Here is an 18,556-nt window from a genome sequence, read left to right as displayed (position 1 = left end):
GAGACTTCCATGCAACCGACTCCGGAGCAGGTGAAAGGCTATATCGCAGCCGGTCTCGCCTGCCAGCATCTCGAAGTGGAGGGCGACGGCCAGCACTTCTTCGCGACCATCGTGAGCGACGCGTTCGCCGGCAAGCGGCCGATCGCGCGTCATCAACTCGTCTATGCCGCGCTCGGCGAGCGCATGCGCGAGGAAATTCACGCGCTCAGCATGAAGACGCTCACGCCCGAGGAGTGGCAAGCGGCCTGAAACCGGCCGGCCATGCCGGCATCGCCGGGAGAATCACGCAGACATAGGCAGTAGACAGTGCGAATCATCAAAGACAACCGCGGCGTCGAAAGCGGCTCCGCAGCAGGAAGCTCGGTCGAAGGACACGTCATCATGGATAAACTGGTCATTACGGGAGGCACCCAGCTTTCCGGCGAAATCACCGTCTCGGGCGCCAAGAACGCGGCGCTGCCGATTCTTTGCGCTTGCCTGCTCACCGCGGACGACGTTCATCTGTCGAACGTGCCGAACCTGCAGGACGTGCGCACCACGCTCAAGCTGCTCAAGCAGATGGGCGTGCAGTCGGAAGTGTCGGCGGACGGCCGCGTGACGCTCAATGCATCGAAGGTCGACAACCTCGTCGCGCCGTACGAACTCGTGAAGACGATGCGCGCGTCGATCCTCGTGCTCGGGCCGCTGGTCGCGCGCTTCGGCGAGGCGAAGGTGTCGCTGCCGGGCGGCTGCGCGATCGGCGCGCGTCCGGTCGATCAGCACATCAAGGGCCTGCAGGCGATGGGCGCCGAGATCAACATCGAGCACGGCTTCATCGAAGCGCGCGCGAAGCGTCTGAAGGGCGCGCGCATCATCACCGACATGATCACCGTGACCGGCACCGAGAACCTGCTGATGGCAGCGGTCCTCGCCGATGGCGAGACGGTGATCGAGAACGCCGCGCGCGAACCGGAAGTGACCGACCTCGCGCAACTGCTCGTGAAGATGGGCGCGAAGATCGACGGCATCGGCACGGACCGGCTCGTGATCCAGGGCGTCGAGAAACTGCACCGCGCGCAGCATGCGGTCGTGCCGGACCGGATCGAAGCGGGCACGTTCCTGTGCGCGGTCGCGGCGGCGGGCGGCGACGTCACGCTGCGTCACGTCAGGCCGCATCTGCTCGATGCCGTGACGGCCAAGCTGCGCGAGGCGGGCGTGAGCATCGAGGAAGGCGACGACTGGATGCGCGTGCGCATGGCGCAGCGCGCCGAAGCGGTGAACATCCGCACCTCCGAATACCCGGCGTTCCCGACCGACATGCAGGCGCAGTTCATGGCGCTCAACACCATTGCCAACGGCACCTCGCAAGTGGTCGAGACGATCTTCGAGAACCGCTTCATGCACGTGCAGGAGCTGAACCGTCTGGGCGCGAGCATCACCATCGACGGCAATACGGCGCTGGTCGCCGGCGTCGAGAAGCTGTCCGGCGCGAAGGTCATGGCAACGGACCTGCGGGCCTCGGCCTGCCTCGTGATCGCGGCGATGTGCGCGGACGGCGAAACCTTGATCGACCGCATTTACCATCTCGACCGCGGCTACGACCGCATGGAAGCGAAGCTGACGGCGGTCGGCGCCAACGTGCGCCGTATCGCGGGCAGCGGAGGCGAACAATGAGTTCGTTGCCGCAGACGTCGTCGTCGCTGGCGGCGAGCGCGCCGCTGACGCTCGCCTTGTCGAAAGGGCGTATCTTCGAGGAAACGCTGCCGCTGCTCGCGGCGGCCGGCGTGCAGGTGGCCGAGGATCCGGAAAGCTCGCGCAAGCTCATTCTGCCGACCACCAACCCGAATCTGCGCGTCATCATCGTGCGCGCAACCGATGTCCCCACCTACGTCGAATACGGCGCGGCGGACTTCGGCGTGGCGGGCAAGGACGTGCTGATCGAGCATGGCGGCGGCGGCCTGTATCAGCCGGTGGATCTGGATATCGCGCGATGCCGGATGTCGGTGGCGGTCAAGGCCGGTTTCGACTACGCGAGCGCGGTGCGCCAGGGCGCGCGCCTGCGGGTTGCGACCAAATACACCGAGACGGCGCGGCAGCATTTCGCGTCGAAGGGCGTGCACGTGGATTTGATCAAGCTGTACGGCTCCATGGAACTGGCGCCGCTGGTCGGACTCGCGGATGCGATCGTCGACCTGGTCAGCTCGGGCGGCACGCTCAAGGCGAACAATCTGGTCGAGGTGGAGGAGATCATGCAGATTTCGTCGCGCCTCGTCGTGAATCAGGCGGCGCTGAAGCTCAAGCGGGCGGCGCTGAAGCCGTACCTCGACGCGTTCGAGCGCGCCACCGGCGGGTCAGGCAATTAGACGGGCCGCACGCGCGGCGCGCCATCAGCAAAACGGAAAACCGGCATGTCCATCAAGATTCGCAAACTCGATTCCAGCACCGACGGCTTCCAGCAGGCGCTGCGCGCGGTGCTCGCCTTCGAGGCCAGTGAAGACGAAGCGATCGAGCGCTCGGTCGCGCAGATCCTCGCCGATGTGAAAGCGCGCGGCGACGCAGCCGTGCTCGACTACACCAACAAGTTCGACCGCCTGAAGGCGGACAGCGTAGCCGCGCTCGAACTGCCGTTCGCCGAGATGGAAGCCGCGCTCGAAGGGCTCGAACCGAAGCGCCGCGCGGCGCTCGAAGCGGCGGCGGCGCGCGTGCGCGGCTATCACGAGAAGCAGCGCATCGAGTGCGGCAGCCATAGCTGGCAATACACGGAAGCCGACGGCACCGTCCTCGGCCAGAAGGTCACGCCGCTCGACCGCGCGGGCATCTACGTGCCGGGCGGCAAGGCGGCGTATCCGTCGTCGGTGCTGATGAATGCGATTCCGGCGCGCGTCGCGGGCGTGAAGGAAATCGTCATGGTCGTGCCGACGCCCGACGGCGTGAAGAATCCGCTCGTGCTCGCGGCCGCGCTGCTGGGCGGCGTGGACCGCGTGTTCACGATCGGCGGCGCGCAGGCCGTGGCTGCGCTTGCCTATGGCACCAAGACCGTGCCGGCGGTCGACAAGATCTGCGGCCCCGGCAATGCCTACGTGGCGTCGGCGAAGCGGCGCGTGTTCGGCACGGTCGGCATCGACATGATCGCGGGACCGTCGGAAATTCTCGTGATCTGCGACGCCACCACGGACCCGCGCTGGGTCGCGATGGACCTGTTCTCGCAAGCCGAGCACGACGAACTTGCGCAATCCATCCTGCTGTGCCCGGACGAGGCGTTCATCCGGCGCGTCGAGGAAGCGATCATCGAACTGCTGCCGGCGATGCCGCGCCGCGACGTCATCCAGCGTTCGCTGGAAGACCGTGGCGCGCTCATCAAGGTGAAGGACATGGCCGAAGCGTGCGCGATCGCGAACGACATCGCGCCGGAACACCTGGAGATTTCCGCGCTCGACCCGCATCAATGGGCCGCGCAGATCCACAACGCGGGCGCGATGTTCCTCGGCCGCTACACGAGCGAGAGCCTGGGCGACTACTGCGCCGGACCGAATCACGTGTTGCCCACTTCGCGCACGGCGCGCTTCTCGTCGCCGCTCGGCGTGTACGATTTCATGAAGCGTTCGAGCGTGATCGAAGTGAGCGCGGACGGGGCGCAGACGCTCGGCGAGATCGCCGCGGAACTGGCTTACGGCGAAGGCTTGCAGGCGCATGCGCGCAGCGCGGAATACCGGATGAAGAACGTCGGCTGAACGAGGCCGGCCCACTGAACGAGGCAACCTGAGAGTTGCCGTCTGACCGGCGAGAGAGACGCTGGAACAACATGACCACAGCACAAGACATCATTCGTACCGACGTCCTCGCGATGGCGAGCTATCCCGTGCCCGACGCCACGGGCCTCATCAAGCTCGACGCGATGGAGAATCCGTGGACGCTGCCGGAGAGTCTCGCGAAGGCGCTGGGCGAGCATCTCGCCGGCGTCGCGCTGAACCGCTATCCGGCGCCGCGTCCCGCCGAACTGCTCGCGAAGATCAAGCGCACGATGCAGGTGCCCGATGCCTGCGACGTGCTGCTCGGCAACGGTTCGGATGAACTCATCAGCATGATGTCGGTGGCGTGCTCGAAGCCGGGCGCGAAGATCGTCGCGCCGGTGCCGGGCTTCGTCATGTACGAGATGTCGGCGAAGTTCGCGCATCTCGACTTCATCGGCGTGCCGCTGAAGACGGACTTCACGCTGGACATCGACGCGCTGATCGCCGCCATCGAAACGCACGCGCCCGCGCTGGTGTACCTCGCGTACCCGAACAATCCGACCGGCACGCTCTACGACGACGCCGACATCGAGCGCGTGATCGCCGCGGCGAGCCGGAGTCTGGTCGTGATCGACGAGGCCTACCAGCCGTTCGCGGAAAAGAGCTGGATGCCGCGCGCGGCGGAGTTCGACAACGTGGTCGTGATGCGCACCGTGTCGAAGCTGGGGCTCGCGGGCATCCGGCTGGGCTACATGGCGGCGCGTCCCGGCTGGATCATGCAGTTCGACAAGGTGCGCCCGCCGTACAACATCAACGTGCTGACGCAGGCGACCGTCGCCTTCCTGCTCGATCACCTCGATGTGCTCGACGCCCAGGCCGCCGAGTTGCGCCGCCAGCGCGCGCAGCTCGCGGCGGAAGTCGCCGCCTTGCCCGGCATGACGGTTTTTCCGAGCGCCGGCAACTTCCTGCTGGTGCGCGTGCCGGATGCAGCGGTGGCTTTCGAAACCCTTTTGACTTCGCGGGTTTTGATCAAAAACGTGGGTAAAATGCACCCATTGCTGGCAAATTGCGTGCGTTTGACGGTCGGAACGGCTGAAGAGAACGCGCACATGGTCGCGGCGCTGAAAAAGCTCGCACCGCTCGCCCCAAACTAACCCCCACATTCGATCAGTCTCAAGGAATCACCATGCGCATTGCGGAAGTCGTTCGCAACACCAGCGAAACGCAGATCCGTGTGAAGCTCGATCTGGACGGCACCGGCAAGCAGAAGCTCGCCACCGGCGTCCCGTTCCTCGATCACATGCTCGACCAGATTGCCCGTCACGGGCTCATCGATCTCGACATCGAAGCGCATGGCGACCTCCATATCGACGACCATCACACGGTGGAAGACACCGGCATCACGCTCGGGCAGGCGGTGGCGAAGGCCATCGGCGACCGCAAGGGCATTCGCCGCTACGGTCATTCGTACGTGCCGCTGGACGAAGCGCTGTCGCGTGTCGTCATCGACTTCTCCGGCCGGCCCGGTCTCGAGTTCCACGTGCCGTTCACGCGTGCGCGCATCGGCACCTTCGACGTCGATCTCACCATCGAATTCTTCCGCGGCTTCGTGAATCACGCGGGCGTCACGCTGCATATCGACAACCTGCGCGGCCTCAACACGCACCATCAGGTCGAGACCGTCTTCAAGGCCTTCGGCCGCGCGCTGCGCATGGCCGTGGAACTGGACGAACGCGCGGCGGGGCAGATTCCGTCGACCAAGGGCAGTCTCTAAGCGATCACGCTGTCCCGGAGCGCGCGTGCCGCGACCACGATGGATCTGTTCAAGTCGTTCATCTCGTTGCTCGCGCTGATCAATCCGATCGGCGCGATCCCGTTTTTTCTCAGCCTGACGTCGCAGCAATCCGATATCGAACGGCGCAATACCATCCGCGTCGCGTCCATTTCGGTGTTCTGCGTGATCGGGGTGACGGCGCTGCTCGGCCAGCAGATCATCGCGTTCTTCGGCATCTCGGTGGGCTCGTTCGAAGTGGGCGGCGGCATCATCATGCTGCTCATGGCGATCAGCATGTTGAACGCGCAGGTCGGCAACGCGCGCTCCACGCCGGAAGAACGCATGGAAGCCGAGGAACGCAACAGCATCGCGGTCGTGCCGCTCGCCATTCCGCTGCTCACCGGCCCCGGTTCGATCAGCACGGTGATCGTCTATGCTGCCAATGCGCAGCACTGGTACGACCGCTTCGGACTGGTCCTGCTGGGCGCGATCATCGCGGGGCTGTGCTTCGGCGCGCTGAATCTCGCGGAGCCCATCGCGCGCTGGGTCGGACGCACCGGAATCAATATCGGGACGCGTCTCATGGGTTTGATGTTGTCCGCGCTGGCGGTGGAGTTCATCGTCAACGGTCTGAAGGCTCTGATGCCATCTTTGAAATGAAAACTTCGATTGCGATTGTTGATTACGGAATGGGCAACCTGCGCTCGGTCTACCAGGCGCTGAAGAAGGCGGCTCCCGAAGCGGAGGTGGCGATCGTCGCCCAGCCGGAAGGCATTCGCACGGCGGATCGCGTGGTGCTGCCGGGGCAGGGCGCGATGCGCGACTGCATGGCGCATCTGGGCGAATCCGGCTTGCAGGAAGCGGTGCTGCAGGCGGCGCGCGAAAAACCGATGCTCGGCGTGTGCGTCGGCGAGCAGATGCTGTTCGACTGGAGCGAGGAAGGCGACACGAAGGGCCTCGGCCTGCTGCCGGGCAAGGTCGTGCGCTTCCAGCTGGACGGCCAGCTGCAGGACGACGGCTCGCGCTTCAAGGTGCCGCAGATGGGCTGGAACCGCGTGCGCCAGACGCAGCGGCATCCGCTGTGGGACGGCGTCGCGGACGGCGCGTTCTTCTACTTCGTGCACAGCTACCACGTGGTGCCAGCGAATCCGGCGCATACGTCGGGCGAAACCGTCTACGGCGCTGCGTTCACGTCGGCCGTGGCGCGCGACAACCTCTTCGCCACCCAGTTTCACCCCGAGAAGAGCGCGGAAGCGGGCTTGCGCGTGTATCGGAACTTCGTGCACTGGAACCCGTAAAACCGTGCATACGCTTGCGTTTGCGCGTATTGCTACGGGCGCATGACCGCTGCAAGACTTGTACTACACTAGCGAGACGGCGCGCGGGGCAGGCCTCCGCAAGGGCACCGGCCCGGCGCCGTTTTGATCAACTCCACCCAGAAGATACGCGATACCTATGCTGCTCATTCCGGCCATCGATCTCAAGGACGGTCAGTGCGTGCGCCTCAAGCAGGGCGATATGGACCAGGCGACCATTTTTTCAGAAGATCCAGCGGCCATGGCCCGACATTGGGTCGATCGCGGCGCACGGCGGCTTCATCTCGTCGATCTGAACGGCGCATTCGCAGGCAAGCCGCGTAACGGCGACGCGATCCGCGCCATCGTCGATGAAGTCGGCGGCCAGATCCCCGTGCAGCTGGGCGGCGGCATCCGCGATCTCGAGACCATCGAGCGCTATCTGGACGACGGCCTCGCCTATGTGATCATCGGCACGGCGGCGGTGAAGAATCCGGGTTTCCTGCGCGATGCCTGCAGCGCGTTCGGCGGGCATATCATCGTCGGGCTCGACGCCAAGGACGGCAAGGTCGCCACCGACGGCTGGAGCAAGCTGACCGGTCACGAAGTCGTCGATCTCGCGCGCAAGTTCGAGGACTACGGCTGCGAGTCGATCATCTACACCGACATCGGCCGTGACGGCATGCTTCAGGGCATCAACATCGACGCCACCGTGCGGCTCGCGCAGTCGGTGAAGATTCCGGTGATCGCGAGCGGCGGCCTGTCGAACCTGGCGGACATCGAATCGCTCTGCGAGGTCGAGTCGGAAGGCATCGAAGGCGTGATCTGCGGCCGCGCGATCTACTCCGGCGACCTCGACTTCCAGTCGGCCCAGACGCGCGCCGACGCGCTGCGCGAGGCCGACGGCGCCTGAAGCCGTTGCAGCGCGGACATGTTGAGAAGCGCATCGGGCGGCGCGAGCCGCCCTCACTTCGTACCGAACCAGTAGTGGCAGAACATGGCTCTCGCTAAACGCATCATTCCCTGTCTCGACGTGACCGCGGGCCGCGTCGTGAAGGGCGTCAACTTCGTCGAGCTGCGCGACGCCGGCGATCCCGTCGAAATCGCGCGCCGCTATGACGACCAGGGCGCCGACGAACTCACCTTTCTCGACATCACCGCCACCTCGGACCAGCGCGACCTGATCCTGCCGATCATCGAGGCCGTCGCGTCCCAGGTGTTCATTCCGCTGACCGTCGGCGGCGGCGTGCGCGCCGTGGAAGACGTGCGGCGCCTGCTCAATGCCGGCGCGGACAAGATCAGCATGAACTCGTCGGCGGTCGCGAACCCGCAGCTCGTGCGCGACGCTTCGGACAAACACGGCTCGCAGTGCATCGTGGTCGCCATCGACGCCAAGCGCGTGTCGGCGGACGGCGAGCCGTCGCGCTGGGAAGTCTTCACGCACGGCGGCCGCAAGGCGACCGGCATCGACGCGATCGAATGGGCGCGCAAGATGGCCGAGTTCGGCGCGGGCGAAATTCTCCTGACCAGCATGGACCGCGACGGCACCAAGTCCGGCTTCGATCTCGCCCTGACGCGCGCCGTCTCGGACGCAGTGCCGGTGCCGGTGATCGCGTCGGGCGGCGTGGGTTCGCTTCAGCATCTCGCGGACGGCGTCGTGCAAGGTCACGCGGACGCCGTGCTGGCGGCCAGCATCTTCCACTACGGCGAGCACACGGTCGGCGAAGCGAAGCGCTTCATGGCCGGGCAGGGCATCGCGGTGAGGACCTGAAGCATGACTGACAACGCCAGCTGGCTCGACCACGTCAAGTGGGACGCGAACGGCCTCGTGCCGGTGATCGCGCAGGAAGCCTCGACCAACGACGTGCTGATGTTCGCGTGGATGAACCGCGAGGCGCTCGCGAAGACCATCGAACTCAAGCGCGCGGTGTATTTCTCGCGCTCGCGCCAGCGCCTGTGGTTCAAGGGCGAGGAATCCGGACACGTGCAGCACGTCCACGACGTGCGCCTCGATTGCGACGAGGACGTCGTGCTGCTCAAGGTCGAGCAGGTGTCGGGCATTGCGTGCCACACCGGCCGCCATTCCTGTTTTTTCCAGAAATTCGAAGGCACGGCGGACAGCGGCGAGTGGGTTGCCGTCGAGCCCGTGCTGAAAGACCCCGAACGCATCTACAAATGACGCAAGCCACCACGCTGGACACGTTGTTGCGCCTTGCCGCCGTCATCGACGGCCGCAAGGGCGGCGATCCGGAACAATCCTACGTTTCGCGACTCTTTCACAAAGGTGACGACGCGGTCCTGAAGAAGATCGGCGAGGAAGCGACGGAAGTTGTGCTCGCCGCGAAGGACGCGCGTCATGGCGGCGCGCCGAAGGCGCTCGTCAGCGAAGTCGCCGATTTGTGGTTTCATTGTCTCGTGATGCTGTCGCACTTCGACTTGAGCCCTGCCGATGTGATCGCGGAACTGGAGCGGCGCGAAGGTTTGTCGGGAATCGAGGAGAAGGCGCTGCGCAAGTCGCGCGAGCGCGAGCAGAACGGCGGCTGACGAGCTTTTCGCTTTGATGCGAAGGAGGGCAAGCATGAACCGGCCTTATGAACCGTATCCGCCGCCTGTCGTGCAGGATTCGAGCGATCCGCGCAACATGCGCACCTTCACCCATGTGCTGTACGCGCTGTACGCCGTCTACTGGCTGACGGGCGGGCTGACCGGCCTGATCGCCATCATTCTCAACTACATCAAGCGCGGCGACGCCGCCGGCACGCCGTACGAAGATCACTTCACCTGGCAGATCCGCACGTTCTGGTGGGCGTTGCTCGGCCACGTGATCGGACTCGTGACGATCTGGATCGGCGTCGGCTTCCTGATTCTTGCCGCGGTCAGCATCTGGACGCTTTACCGCGTCGTCAAGGGCTGGCTGTTCCTCTACGAAAACAAGACGATCGAACCGCGCGCGTGGTTCTGATCCACGGGACATTCATGAGCCAAGACAACTGCATCTTCTGCAAGATTGCTTCGGGCCAGTTACCGAGCACGAAAGTCTACGAAGACGATGAATTCGTCGCTTTCAACGACATCAATCCGGCGGCGCCCGTGCATGTGCTGGTGATTCCGCGGAAACACATCGAGACACTTTCGCACTGCACGGAAAGCGATACCCCGCTGCTTGGTAGAATGGTGAGCCTCGTCGGACGGCTGGCGAAAGACCTGGGCGTGGCCTATACGGGCGGCGAAACCGGCTTTCGCACGGTCATCAATACCGGACCAGGGGGCGGCCAGGAGGTCTACCACATTCATGCGCATCTGCTGGCGGGCGACCGTCCGTGGCGCAGGATGGGCTAAAACTGAAAGGTTTGTTGGCTTTCTCCTTTCCAATGAAATATTGGGCGAGCAAAATCGATAATTGATGCAGAGGCGATTTGTCTCGGCACGGGCTGAAAGGCCGACCTTCCGTCCCCGAATCCCAATCGGGGCGGAATCACGGAGAGTTTTCATTCATGGGTTCGTTGAGCATTTGGCATTGGTTGATCGTCTTGTTGATCGTGGCGCTGGTCTTCGGCACGAAGAAGCTGCGCAATATCGGCGGCGATCTGGGCGGCGCGGTGAAGGGTTTCAAGGAAGGCATGCGCGAGAACGAGACGACCGGCACTCCGGCCGACCAGCGCGAACTGCCGCGTGACGGCGCGGTGGACGTCGAAGCGAAGGACAAGTCCCGTTCGGGCGACTACCGTTAATCCGTCCGCCGACCGCAACTCTTCACAGCTCGTTCAATGCTCGATCTCGGTCTGACAAAAATGGCGGTCATCGGCGTCGTGGCGCTGGTGGTCCTCGGGCCGGAGCGCCTGCCCGGCGTGGCTCGCACGGCGGGCGCGCTGTTCGGGCGCGCGCAACGCTACATCAACGACGTCAAGTCGGAAGTCGTGCGCGAGATGGAGCTCGACGAGCTCAAGAAGATGCGCACCGAGTTCGAGACGGCGGCGTCCAACGTCGAAACGTCGATCCACGAGAATCTGAAGCGCCACGAAACCGAACTCAACGACGCTTGGAATCAGGGCACGTCGGTCGCGCCGAGCATTGCGGGCGGCGCGGATGAAGCGGTGGACATGGCGTCGGCTGCATCGGACAAGCCCTGGGCGCGGTCGTCGTCCACTTCCGGCACGGCGAAGCGCAAGAACTGGCGCGTCAAGCAGGGCGCAATCCCCAACTGGTACAAGCGCACCACCGTGCATCGCACGCGCGTGCAATCGGGCGCGGCGCGCGTTGCCCGCCATACGCCGGCCACCCTGCGCCGGCCGACGAAGTTCTTCTGAGAGCCGCACTTCCTTCACCGATGACTCCAACCGAGGGCGGCGTGAGCGACCCGCAAGAAACAAAGCAAGAGCCCGTCGAAGAGACGTTCATTTCCCATCTGGTCGAACTGCGTGACCGCATCATTCGCGCGGGTGCGTCGGTGATCGTGGTGTTCATCGGGCTGGTGTACTGGGCGCCGGACATCTTCCGGCTGCTGGCGCGCCCGCTGATGCAGAACCTGCCGCGCGACGGCAAGATGATCGTCACCGACGTCACCGGCTCGTTCTTCGTGCCGATGAAGGTGACCATGCTCGTCGCCTTCGTCATTGCCTTGCCGTTCGTGCTGTACCAGATCTGGGCGTTTGTCGCGCCGGGTCTGTACCAGCACGAGAAGAAGCTGGTCGCCCCGCTCGTGTTCAGCAGCTACTCGCTGTTCCTGTGCGGCATGGCGTTCGCGTACTTCGTCGTGTTCCCGACCATCTTCCGCGTGATGGCGCACTACAACGCGCCGCTCGGCGCGGAAATGACGACGGATATCGACAACTACCTCAGCTTCGTGCTGACCATGTTCCTGGCGTTCGGCGTGACCTTCGAGGTCCCGATCGTCGTGGTGCTGCTCGCGCGCATGGGCGTCGTGTCCATTCAGAAGCTCAAGCAGATCCGCCCTTACGTGATCGTCGCTGCGTTCGTCATTTCGGCGGTGGTCACGCCGCCCGACGTGTTCTCGCAACTGATCCTCGCCATTCCGCTCGTGATTCTCTACGAAGCCGGCATCATTGCGGCGCGGATCGTGATCGGCAAGGATGGCGTCAAGAAGGACGAAGCGGCAACGGAATAGCCGAAGCGGTGCGGCGGATTGTCGCGTCCTGCGCTTGCTGGTAAATAAAAAAGGCAGCTTCGAGTCATCGAAGCTGCCTTTTTCGCTATTCAGATGCGGCGCCGCTTACTCGTCGTTCTGATCGCCCTGGTCGCCCTGATCGTCTTCCGGCATCTGCGGCGCGCGCGGCGGGGCGGGGCGCTTGCCGATCATCACGTTGACGTCGAGCTCCTTGTTCTTGCGCATCAGGTGAACCTTCACCGAGGTGCCCGGCTTGATCTGCGCAACCACGTTGAGCAGGCGCGTGGTGTCGGTGATCGTGTCGTCGTTGATGGACACGAGGATGTCGCCCGGCTTGATGCCGGCCTTGTCGGCCGGGCCGCCTTGCAGCACGCCCGCCACGATTGCCCCCGCCTTCTGGTCCAGCCCGAACGATTCGGCGATCTCCGGCGTCACGTCCTGCGGCTCCACGCCGATCCAGCCGCGCGTCACGCTGCCCGTCGTGATGATGCTTTCAAGCACGCTGCGCGCCGTGGACACCGGAATCGCGAAGCCGATACCGAGCGAACCGCCGCTGCGGGAGTAGATTGCGGTATTGATGCCGAGCAGGTTGCCGTTGACGTCGACGAGCGCGCCGCCGGAATTGCCCGGGTTGATGGCCGCGTCGGTCTGGATGAAGTTCTCGAACGTGTTGATGCCGAGGTGATTGCGGCCGAGCGCGCTGACGATGCCCATCGTGACCGTCTGCCCGACGCCGAACGGATTGCCGATCGCCAGCACGACGTCGCCGACGCGCGTCTGGTCCATGCGGCCGAGCGTAATGGACGGCAGGTTGGTCATGTTGATCTTCAGCACCGCGAGATCGGTCTCCGGATCGACGCCGATCACTTTTGCGCTGGACGTGCGGCCGTCGGCGAGCGCAACCTCGATCTGATCCGCGCCGTCGACGACATGCTGGTTCGTTAGAATGTAACCTTCCGAGCTGACGATGACACCTGAGCCGAGATTCGACGCTGGCGGCTCGTCGCTCTTGCGCTTGTTCTTGTCACCGAAGAAATAGCGGAACAGCGGGTCTTTCGCGCGCGGGTCGGGCGGCAGGTTGCCGTCCTTGCTGGAGAACACGTTCACGACGGCCGGCATCGCCTTTTGCGCGCCTTCCGAATAGGACGATTGAACGGGGCGTGAGCCGATGCTCGGCGCCACTTCCTGCAACGCGACGATCGGCTCGGCAAGCTGCTTGCCGAACTGGCCCTGGCGCTGAAGCCACTGCGGTTTCAAGGTCGCAATGATGAACATCAGGGCCAAAAGCACGGTGACCGCTTGGGCAAAAAATAGCCAGAAGCGTCTAAGCATTTGAAGGGATAGAGGATTTCATGGATCGGATCGAACTCGAATTGTATCTGAACAATCTGCTGGAAATCGGCCGCTTCAAGGACTATTGCCCGAACGGTCTGCAGGTTGAAGGCACGCGCCGCGTGCAGAAGATCGCGACCGGCGTGACGGCCTCGCTCGCGTTCCTCGAAGCCGCGCTGGAATGGGGCGCCGACACCGTGCTCGTGCATCACGGCTACTTCTGGCGCAACGAGGCGCCGCAGATCACGGGGCGCAAGCATCGCAGGCTGCGCACGCTGATCGCCAACGACGTCAACCTGTTCGCCTACCATCTGCCGCTCGATTCGCATCCGGAGTTTGGCAACAATGCGCAGATCGGCGCGCGGCTCGGGTTGATCGCGGACAATCGTTTCGCGGATCAGGACCTCGGCTGGATCGCGACGCTCGGGATGCCGCTTTCGCTCGAGCACTTCAGCGCGATGGTCGAGAATGCGCTCGGCCGCAAGCCGCTCGTATTCGGCGACGCGGACCGCGAACTACGCCGCGTGGCATGGTGCACCGGCGGCGCGCAAGGTTATTTCGACGAAGCCATCGCGGCCGGCGCCGATGTGTATCTGAGCGGCGAGGTCTCCGAGCAGACCATGCACACGGCGGCGGAATCGGGCGTCGCGTATATCGGCGCGGGTCATCACGCCACCGAACGTTATGGCGTGCAGGCGCTGGGCGCACACCTCTCCGAGCAGTTCGATATCGAGCATCTTTTTATCGACATCGATAACCCGGTTTAATGCGCCATTAAGTCGCAGCGTCGATTATTTCTGCTTGCAACCGCCTTAACAGCGTTAAAAGAATGCTTCACGAGATTGCGCGAAAAACGTGGGGAAAACCCTGAAGCATCAATTACTTCGAGTGATTTTTGCTAGTCAGCCCTTGTAAATGCCAAGTCCATTCGCGCACACTAACGGCGGAACACTGATGTGACGGTATAAATCCAACTCAGAAGTGGGGCGTGTGATGCGAGACAAGGATGAGAAACGCGTCGACGGCGGCCGCCGTACCTGGCTGATTGCGACGACCGTAGCAGGTGGTGTCGGAGGTGTGGCAACGCTCGTGCCCTTCGTGGGCTCGTTCGCTCCATCGGAGAAGGCCAAGGCGGCGGGCGCGCCCGTCGAGGTCGACATCAGCGGACTCAAGCCGGGCGAAATGATGACGGTTGCCTGGCGCGGCAAACCGGTGTGGATCCTCAACCGCACCGACGAGATGCTCGCGGACATCAAGAAGGCCGACAACGAAGTGGCCGACCCGAAGTCCAAGATGGAATTCTCGATGCCGTTGCCGGAGTACTGCAACAACGAGTATCGGTCCCGTACCGATCGCAAGAACATTCTCGTGGCGGTCGCCGTGTGCACCCATTTGGGCTGCACGCCGACGCCGCGCTTCCAGGAAGGTGCCCAACCCAATCTCCCCGATAACTGGCCGGGCGGTTTCCTCTGCCCGTGTCACGGCTCCACGTACGACCTGGCGGGCCGCGTCTTCAAAAACAAGCCTGCGCCGCAGAACCTGGACATTCCCCCGTTCATGTTCACCTCCGCGACGCAACTCGTGATCGGCAAGGACGAAAAGGGAGAGGCGTAAATGGCGACCGCAGACAAGGAAGTGGAGACCACGGGCCTGATCGGCTGGATCGATCGCCGGTTTCCGCTGACCTCCACGTGGAAGAAGCACGTTTCCGAATACTACGCACCGAAGAACTTCAACTTCTGGTACTTCTTCGGCTCGCTTGCCATGCTGGTGCTGGTGAACCAGATCGTCACCGGCATCTTCCTGACGATGAACTACAAGCCCGATGCGACGCTTGCGTTCGCATCGGTCGAGTACATCATGCGCGAAGTGCCTTGGGGCTGGCTGATCCGCTACATGCACTCGACGGGCGCCTCGATGTTCTTCGTCGTCGTCTACTTGCACATGTTCCGCGGGCTGATGTACGGCTCGTACCGCAAGCCGCGCGAACTCGTGTGGATCTTCGGCTGCGCCATCTTCCTGTGCCTCATGGCCGAGGCGTTCTTCGGCTATCTGCTGCCGTGGGGGCAGATGTCGTTCTGGGGCGCGCAGGTGATCGTGAACCTGTTCTCGGCGATTCCGTTCATCGGGCCGGACCTGTCGCTGTGGATCCGCGGCGATTACGTCGTCTCCGATGTCACGCTCAACCGCTTCTTCGCGTTCCATGTCATTGCGATTCCGCTGGTGCTGCTCGGTCTCGTGGTCGCGCATCTGGTCGCGCTGCATGAAGTGGGCTCGAACAATCCGGACGGCATCGAGATCAAGGCGAAGAAGGACGCGAACGGCATTCCGGTCGACGGCATTCCGTTTCACCCGTACTACTCCGTGCACGACTTCATGGGCGTGAGCGTGTTCCTGCTGATCTTCGCGGCGATCATCTTCTTCGCGCCGGAAATGGGCGGGTATTTCCTCGAAGCCAACAACTTCGTGCCGGCCAATCCGTTGCAGACGCCGCCGGAAATCGCGCCGGTCTGGTACTTCACGGCGTTCTACGCAATGCTCCGCGCGACCACGGATCCGTTCAAGATCGTGCTGATGATCGTGATCGCGGTGCTCGGCCTGCTCGCGTTGCTGAAGGCGCGCGGCAAGTGGCGGCTGGGCCTGCCGGTGCTGGCGGTGCTCGTGCTGATCTTCATGGCGCTGACCGAATCGAAATTCTGGGGCGTGGTGGTGATGGGCGCGGCGGTGGTGTCGCTGTTCTTCCTGCCGTGGCTCGACCGCAGTCCGGTCAAGTCGATCCGCTACCGGCCGCTGTTCCACAAGGTGTTCTACGGGATCTTCGTGTTCGCCTTCCTGCTGCTGGGCTTTTTGGGGACGCGACCGCCATCGCCCGCCGCGACGCTGATCGCGCAGATCTGTGCGCTGATCTACTTCGCGTTTTTCCTCGGCATGCCGTTCTGGACGCCGCGCGGCAAATTCAAGACGCCGCCGGAGCGAGTGCACTACAAACCTCACTGAGCTCACGTCCGGAGACGAATACGATGAAAAAATGGCTCTCTACAATATCGATGATCGGTGCGGTGCTGTTTGCGTTCGGAACGGCGACGACGGTGCATGCCCAGGAGGGCGCCGTCCTCGATCGCGCGCCGGACAGCTCCGACAACCTCGCGTCCCTGCAGCATGGCGCGCAGATTTTTGTAAACTACTGCCTGAACTGCCATAGCGCGACGCTGATGCGGTACAACCGGCTGACGGACATCGGCCTCAGCGAGAAGCAAATTCAGGAAAATCTGCTCTTCACGACGGACAAGGTCGGCAATACCATGTCCATTGCGATGCGTCCGGATGACGCGAAGGCGTGGCTCGGCGCGGCGCCGCCGGATTTGTCGGTGGAGGCGCGGGCGCGCGGCAAGGACTGGTTGTACACGTATCTGCGGAGCTTCTACCGTGATCCGACCCGGCCTACGGGCTGGAACAATCTCGTGTATGAGAACGTCGGCATGCCCCATGTGTTGTGGACGCTGCAGGGCATCCGGGACGCGAAGTTCGAGACTGATACGGACGAGCACACCGGCGAAAAGGTAAGAAGATTCGTGGGTTACACTCAGGTTACACCGGGCGCCATGTCGTCCGTGGATTATGATTCTGCTGTAGCCGATCTCGTTTCGTACATGTCGTGGATGTCGGAACCCGCGCAGCAGACGCGCAAGCGGCTCGGCGTCTGGGTTCTGCTGTTCCTGGCGCTCTTGAGTTTCCTCGCGTGGCGCCTGAACGCGGCATACTGGAAAGATATCAAATAGCGCGCCTTCAACGGCGTGGGTCGGCGCGACGGCGTTTTCTCAGGAAAATGCCGCGGCCGGCCCTTCGAGTTTACTGAAGGAACTTTAAAAACATGATGGTTCTGTATTCCGGCACTACTTGCCCGTTCTCCCAGCGCTGCCGGCTGGTGTTGTTCGAAAAGGGCATGGATTTCGAGATTCGCGACGTTGACCTGTTCAACAAGCCGGAAGACATCGCGGTGATGAATCCGTACGGCCAGGTGCCGATTCTCGTCGAGCGGGACCTGATCCTGTACGAGTCGAATATCATCAACGAATATATCGACGAGCGCTTTCCGCATCCGCAGCTGATGCCCGCGGATCCCGTGCAGCGCGCTCGTGCGCGGCTGTTCCTGCTCAATTTCGAGAAAGAGTTGTTCGTGCACGTCGGGACGCTCGAGAACGAGAAGGGCAAGGCCGCTGAGAAGAACCACGAGAAGGCGCGCAGTGCCATCCGCGACCGTCTCACGCAGCTCGCACCGATCTTCCTGAAGAACAAGTACATGCTGGGCGAAGAATTCTCGATGCTCGACGTGGCAATCGCACCGCTGTTGTGGCGTCTGGATCACTATGGCATCGAGCTGTCGAAGAATGCAGCGCCGTTGATGAAGTATGCCGAGCGGATCTTCAGCCGACCGGCTTATATTGAAGCGCTGACGCCTTCCGAAAAGGTGATGCGTCGCTAGTCTGAGAGCGTTGGGACGCGGCGGCGCGCATTGTGCGGCGCGGCGCTCCCGGCGGAGGAAAGTTGATGCAAGAGATTTCCACCAAGCCTTATCTGTTGCGCGCGCTGTACGAATGGTGCACGGATAACGGGTTCACGCCACACATCGCGGTGCGGGTCGACGCGGCCACGCGCGTGCCGCGGCAGTTCGTCCGCAACGACGAGATCGTGTTGAACATCAGCTTCGAGGCGACGAGCCAGTTGCAGATGGGCAATGAATGGATCGAGTTCAGCGCGCGGTTTTCTGGCAAGTCGCACAAGATCGAAGTGCAGGTGGCGAATGTGCTCGCCATTTATGCACGAGAGAATGGGCAGGGCATGGCGTTCCCGGTCGAGCCGGCGGCGCATCCTGGCGCGGAGCCGGTCGGTGCGCCGCTTGCGCCGCGTCCCGCTGAGCGCGCTCCTCGCCAGGTCGAGGAATCGCCGGGTGAGGCGGCCGATGCCGCGCGCGATGAGCCGCAGTCCGGGCTCGAAGAAGACGCTTCGAAATCGGCTGTGAGGTCCCACCTCAAAGTCGTCAAATGAAGTAGAATTTCGTCCTTCGCCGGCTTAGCTCATCAGGTAGAGCGCTTGACTTGTAATCATGAGGTGGCGGGTTCGAGTCCTGCAGCCGGCACCAAGTCTGTCGACGGGTCGTGTGAAGTCCGCACGGCCCGTTTGCTTTAAGTGTGGCAGATCGAAGCAAGTAGTTTTGGTTGATAAGAAAGTTCGAATTTCTTGTTGACAGACTTCAAAACGTTGTTCATAATCTCGTTTCTCTGCTGCTGATGCAGCGACGCAAGACAGAAGTGCAGTGGTT

At 63.1% G+C, this 18,556-nt stretch carries 24 protein-coding genes and 1 tRNA gene; 24 read left to right on the top strand and 1 reads right to left on the bottom strand.

Annotated features, from left to right (window positions below; translation table 11 throughout):
* Nucleotides 1-9 precede the first annotated feature (9 nt).
* The 17 genes from QCE83_RS12270 (at nucleotide 10) to tatC (ending at nucleotide 11,904) form a co-directional block, all read left to right on the top strand.
* On the top strand, nucleotides 10-249 hold the full coding sequence (locus QCE83_RS12270) for a BolA family protein (RefSeq protein WP_309810225.1): 240 nt from the start codon (nucleotides 10-12) through the stop codon (nucleotides 247-249).
* 132 nt (nucleotides 250-381) lie between these two features.
* A complete protein-coding gene (murA, locus tag QCE83_RS12265; RefSeq protein WP_309810222.1) occupies nucleotides 382-1,653 on the top strand; it encodes a UDP-N-acetylglucosamine 1-carboxyvinyltransferase in 1,272 nt (423 codons plus the stop codon).
* Nucleotides 1,650-2,342 (top strand): ATP phosphoribosyltransferase, encoded by a 693-nt coding sequence (gene hisG / locus QCE83_RS12260; protein WP_309810219.1) that lies wholly within the window; start codon nucleotides 1,650-1,652, stop codon nucleotides 2,340-2,342. The genes murA and hisG overlap by 4 nt, the downstream gene beginning before the upstream one ends.
* Nucleotides 2,343-2,387: 45 nt before the next feature.
* On the top strand, nucleotides 2,388-3,710 hold the full coding sequence (gene hisD, locus QCE83_RS12255; RefSeq protein WP_309810216.1) for a histidinol dehydrogenase: 1,323 nt from the start codon (nucleotides 2,388-2,390) through the stop codon (nucleotides 3,708-3,710).
* Nucleotides 3,711-3,781: 71 nt separating this feature from the next.
* Entirely contained in the window at nucleotides 3,782-4,864 is a 1,083-nt protein-coding gene (gene hisC / locus QCE83_RS12250) for a histidinol-phosphate transaminase (RefSeq protein ID WP_309810213.1), read from the top strand.
* Nucleotides 4,865-4,896: 32 nt separating this feature from the next.
* On the top strand, nucleotides 4,897-5,484 hold the full coding sequence (gene hisB / locus QCE83_RS12245) for an imidazoleglycerol-phosphate dehydratase HisB (RefSeq protein ID WP_309810210.1): 588 nt from the start codon (nucleotides 4,897-4,899) through the stop codon (nucleotides 5,482-5,484).
* 39 nt (nucleotides 5,485-5,523) lie between these two features.
* A complete protein-coding gene (locus QCE83_RS12240) occupies nucleotides 5,524-6,144 on the top strand; it encodes an NAAT family transporter (protein WP_309810208.1) in 621 nt (206 codons plus the stop codon).
* Nucleotides 6,141-6,782 (top strand): imidazole glycerol phosphate synthase subunit HisH, encoded by a 642-nt coding sequence (gene hisH, locus QCE83_RS12235; RefSeq protein WP_309810205.1) that lies wholly within the window; start codon nucleotides 6,141-6,143, stop codon nucleotides 6,780-6,782. Before QCE83_RS12240 ends, hisH begins: the two co-directional genes overlap by 4 nt.
* Nucleotides 6,783-6,939: 157 nt before the next feature.
* A complete protein-coding gene (gene hisA / locus QCE83_RS12230) occupies nucleotides 6,940-7,692 on the top strand; it encodes a 1-(5-phosphoribosyl)-5-[(5-phosphoribosylamino)methylideneamino]imidazole-4-carboxamide isomerase (protein ID WP_309810203.1) in 753 nt (250 codons plus the stop codon).
* A gap of 84 nt (nucleotides 7,693-7,776) precedes the next feature.
* Nucleotides 7,777-8,550 (top strand): imidazole glycerol phosphate synthase subunit HisF, encoded by a 774-nt coding sequence (hisF, locus tag QCE83_RS12225; protein ID WP_309810200.1) that lies wholly within the window; start codon nucleotides 7,777-7,779, stop codon nucleotides 8,548-8,550.
* Nucleotides 8,551-8,553: 3 nt separating this feature from the next.
* Nucleotides 8,554-8,958: a phosphoribosyl-AMP cyclohydrolase gene (gene hisI, locus QCE83_RS12220; RefSeq protein ID WP_309810197.1), complete on the top strand. Its 405-nt coding sequence runs from the start codon at nucleotides 8,554-8,556 to the stop codon at nucleotides 8,956-8,958.
* On the top strand, nucleotides 8,955-9,323 hold the full coding sequence (locus tag QCE83_RS12215; protein WP_309810192.1) for a phosphoribosyl-ATP diphosphatase: 369 nt from the start codon (nucleotides 8,955-8,957) through the stop codon (nucleotides 9,321-9,323). Before hisI ends, QCE83_RS12215 begins: the two co-directional genes overlap by 4 nt.
* A gap of 34 nt (nucleotides 9,324-9,357) precedes the next feature.
* Nucleotides 9,358-9,741: a hypothetical protein gene (locus QCE83_RS12210; protein ID WP_309810190.1), complete on the top strand. Its 384-nt coding sequence runs from the start codon at nucleotides 9,358-9,360 to the stop codon at nucleotides 9,739-9,741.
* Between the two features lie 14 nt (nucleotides 9,742-9,755).
* Nucleotides 9,756-10,118 (top strand): histidine triad nucleotide-binding protein, encoded by a 363-nt coding sequence (locus tag QCE83_RS12205; RefSeq protein WP_309811700.1) that lies wholly within the window; start codon nucleotides 9,756-9,758, stop codon nucleotides 10,116-10,118.
* A gap of 155 nt (nucleotides 10,119-10,273) precedes the next feature.
* Complete coding sequence (tatA, locus tag QCE83_RS12200; RefSeq protein WP_309810187.1) at nucleotides 10,274-10,510, top strand: Sec-independent protein translocase subunit TatA; 237 nt, start codon at nucleotides 10,274-10,276, stop codon at nucleotides 10,508-10,510.
* A 36-nt stretch (nucleotides 10,511-10,546) separates the two neighbouring features.
* A complete protein-coding gene (gene tatB / locus QCE83_RS12195) occupies nucleotides 10,547-11,086 on the top strand; it encodes a Sec-independent protein translocase protein TatB (protein WP_309810184.1) in 540 nt (179 codons plus the stop codon).
* A 41-nt stretch (nucleotides 11,087-11,127) separates the two neighbouring features.
* On the top strand, nucleotides 11,128-11,904 hold the full coding sequence (gene tatC / locus QCE83_RS12190; RefSeq protein WP_309810181.1) for a twin-arginine translocase subunit TatC: 777 nt from the start codon (nucleotides 11,128-11,130) through the stop codon (nucleotides 11,902-11,904).
* Between the two features lie 105 nt (nucleotides 11,905-12,009).
* Here the strand turns inward: tatC and QCE83_RS12185 are convergent, their stop codons facing one another.
* On the bottom strand, nucleotides 12,010-13,236 hold the full coding sequence (locus tag QCE83_RS12185) for a Do family serine endopeptidase (RefSeq protein ID WP_309810178.1): 1,227 nt from the start codon (nucleotides 13,234-13,236) through the stop codon (nucleotides 12,010-12,012).
* A 20-nt stretch (nucleotides 13,237-13,256) separates the two neighbouring features.
* Here QCE83_RS12185 and QCE83_RS12180 point away from each other — a divergent pair, with 20 nt between their 5' ends.
* From QCE83_RS12180 to QCE83_RS12150, 7 genes are all read left to right on the top strand, one after another.
* Nucleotides 13,257-14,003, top strand: coding sequence for a Nif3-like dinuclear metal center hexameric protein (locus tag QCE83_RS12180; RefSeq protein ID WP_309810175.1), 747 nt, complete (start codon nucleotides 13,257-13,259; stop codon nucleotides 14,001-14,003).
* Nucleotides 14,004-14,229: 226 nt separating this feature from the next.
* The gene (gene petA / locus QCE83_RS12175) at nucleotides 14,230-14,850 is read left to right on the top strand and encodes a ubiquinol-cytochrome c reductase iron-sulfur subunit (RefSeq protein ID WP_309811698.1); all 621 of its coding nucleotides are present in this window, start codon (nucleotides 14,230-14,232) and stop codon (nucleotides 14,848-14,850) included.
* The gene (locus tag QCE83_RS12170) at nucleotides 14,851-16,233 is read left to right on the top strand and encodes a cytochrome bc complex cytochrome b subunit (RefSeq protein ID WP_309810173.1); all 1,383 of its coding nucleotides are present in this window, start codon (nucleotides 14,851-14,853) and stop codon (nucleotides 16,231-16,233) included.
* A gap of 23 nt (nucleotides 16,234-16,256) precedes the next feature.
* Entirely contained in the window at nucleotides 16,257-17,015 is a 759-nt protein-coding gene (locus tag QCE83_RS12165) for a cytochrome c1 (protein ID WP_309810170.1), read from the top strand.
* Nucleotides 17,016-17,107: 92 nt separating this feature from the next.
* A complete protein-coding gene (locus QCE83_RS12160) occupies nucleotides 17,108-17,719 on the top strand; it encodes a glutathione S-transferase N-terminal domain-containing protein (protein WP_008344155.1) in 612 nt (203 codons plus the stop codon).
* 65 nt (nucleotides 17,720-17,784) lie between these two features.
* Nucleotides 17,785-18,282, top strand: a complete 498-nt coding sequence (locus tag QCE83_RS12155; RefSeq protein WP_309811695.1) for a ClpXP protease specificity-enhancing factor — start codon at nucleotides 17,785-17,787, stop codon at nucleotides 18,280-18,282.
* 18 nt (nucleotides 18,283-18,300) lie between these two features.
* Nucleotides 18,301-18,376: transfer RNA gene (locus tag QCE83_RS12150), tRNA-Thr, on the top strand.
* The last annotated feature ends 180 nt before the right edge of the window (nucleotides 18,377-18,556 follow it).

The sequence above is a fragment of the Caballeronia sp. LZ034LL genome, from assembly GCF_031451215.1.
Taxonomy (GTDB): Bacteria; Pseudomonadota; Gammaproteobacteria; order Burkholderiales; family Burkholderiaceae; genus Caballeronia.
This window is presented reverse-complemented; position numbering and strand designations above follow the sequence as displayed.

Coding starts and splice junctions, on each gene's coding strand:
- QCE83_RS12270 (WP_309810225.1), top strand. CDS start 10: ATGCAACCGACTCCGGAGCAGGTGAAAGGCTATATCGCAGCCGGTCTC.
- murA (WP_309810222.1), top strand. CDS start 382: ATGGATAAACTGGTCATTACGGGAGGCACCCAGCTTTCCGGCGAAATC.
- hisG (WP_309810219.1), top strand. CDS start 1,650: ATGAGTTCGTTGCCGCAGACGTCGTCGTCGCTGGCGGCGAGCGCGCCG.
- hisD (WP_309810216.1), top strand. CDS start 2,388: ATGTCCATCAAGATTCGCAAACTCGATTCCAGCACCGACGGCTTCCAG.
- hisC (WP_309810213.1), top strand. CDS start 3,782: ATGACCACAGCACAAGACATCATTCGTACCGACGTCCTCGCGATGGCG.
- hisB (WP_309810210.1), top strand. CDS start 4,897: ATGCGCATTGCGGAAGTCGTTCGCAACACCAGCGAAACGCAGATCCGT.
- QCE83_RS12240 (WP_309810208.1), top strand. CDS start 5,524: ATGGATCTGTTCAAGTCGTTCATCTCGTTGCTCGCGCTGATCAATCCG.
- hisH (WP_309810205.1), top strand. CDS start 6,141: ATGAAAACTTCGATTGCGATTGTTGATTACGGAATGGGCAACCTGCGC.
- hisA (WP_309810203.1), top strand. CDS start 6,940: ATGCTGCTCATTCCGGCCATCGATCTCAAGGACGGTCAGTGCGTGCGC.
- hisF (WP_309810200.1), top strand. CDS start 7,777: ATGGCTCTCGCTAAACGCATCATTCCCTGTCTCGACGTGACCGCGGGC.
- hisI (WP_309810197.1), top strand. CDS start 8,554: ATGACTGACAACGCCAGCTGGCTCGACCACGTCAAGTGGGACGCGAAC.
- QCE83_RS12215 (WP_309810192.1), top strand. CDS start 8,955: ATGACGCAAGCCACCACGCTGGACACGTTGTTGCGCCTTGCCGCCGTC.
- QCE83_RS12210 (WP_309810190.1), top strand. CDS start 9,358: ATGAACCGGCCTTATGAACCGTATCCGCCGCCTGTCGTGCAGGATTCG.
- QCE83_RS12205 (WP_309811700.1), top strand. CDS start 9,756: ATGAGCCAAGACAACTGCATCTTCTGCAAGATTGCTTCGGGCCAGTTA.
- tatA (WP_309810187.1), top strand. CDS start 10,274: ATGGGTTCGTTGAGCATTTGGCATTGGTTGATCGTCTTGTTGATCGTG.
- tatB (WP_309810184.1), top strand. CDS start 10,547: ATGCTCGATCTCGGTCTGACAAAAATGGCGGTCATCGGCGTCGTGGCG.
- QCE83_RS12185 (WP_309810178.1), bottom strand. CDS start 13,236: ATGCTTAGACGCTTCTGGCTATTTTTTGCCCAAGCGGTCACCGTGCTT.
- QCE83_RS12180 (WP_309810175.1), top strand. CDS start 13,257: ATGGATCGGATCGAACTCGAATTGTATCTGAACAATCTGCTGGAAATC.
- petA (WP_309811698.1), top strand. CDS start 14,230: ATGCGAGACAAGGATGAGAAACGCGTCGACGGCGGCCGCCGTACCTGG.
- QCE83_RS12170 (WP_309810173.1), top strand. CDS start 14,851: ATGGCGACCGCAGACAAGGAAGTGGAGACCACGGGCCTGATCGGCTGG.
- QCE83_RS12165 (WP_309810170.1), top strand. CDS start 16,257: ATGAAAAAATGGCTCTCTACAATATCGATGATCGGTGCGGTGCTGTTT.
- QCE83_RS12160 (WP_008344155.1), top strand. CDS start 17,108: ATGATGGTTCTGTATTCCGGCACTACTTGCCCGTTCTCCCAGCGCTGC.
- QCE83_RS12155 (WP_309811695.1), top strand. CDS start 17,785: ATGCAAGAGATTTCCACCAAGCCTTATCTGTTGCGCGCGCTGTACGAA.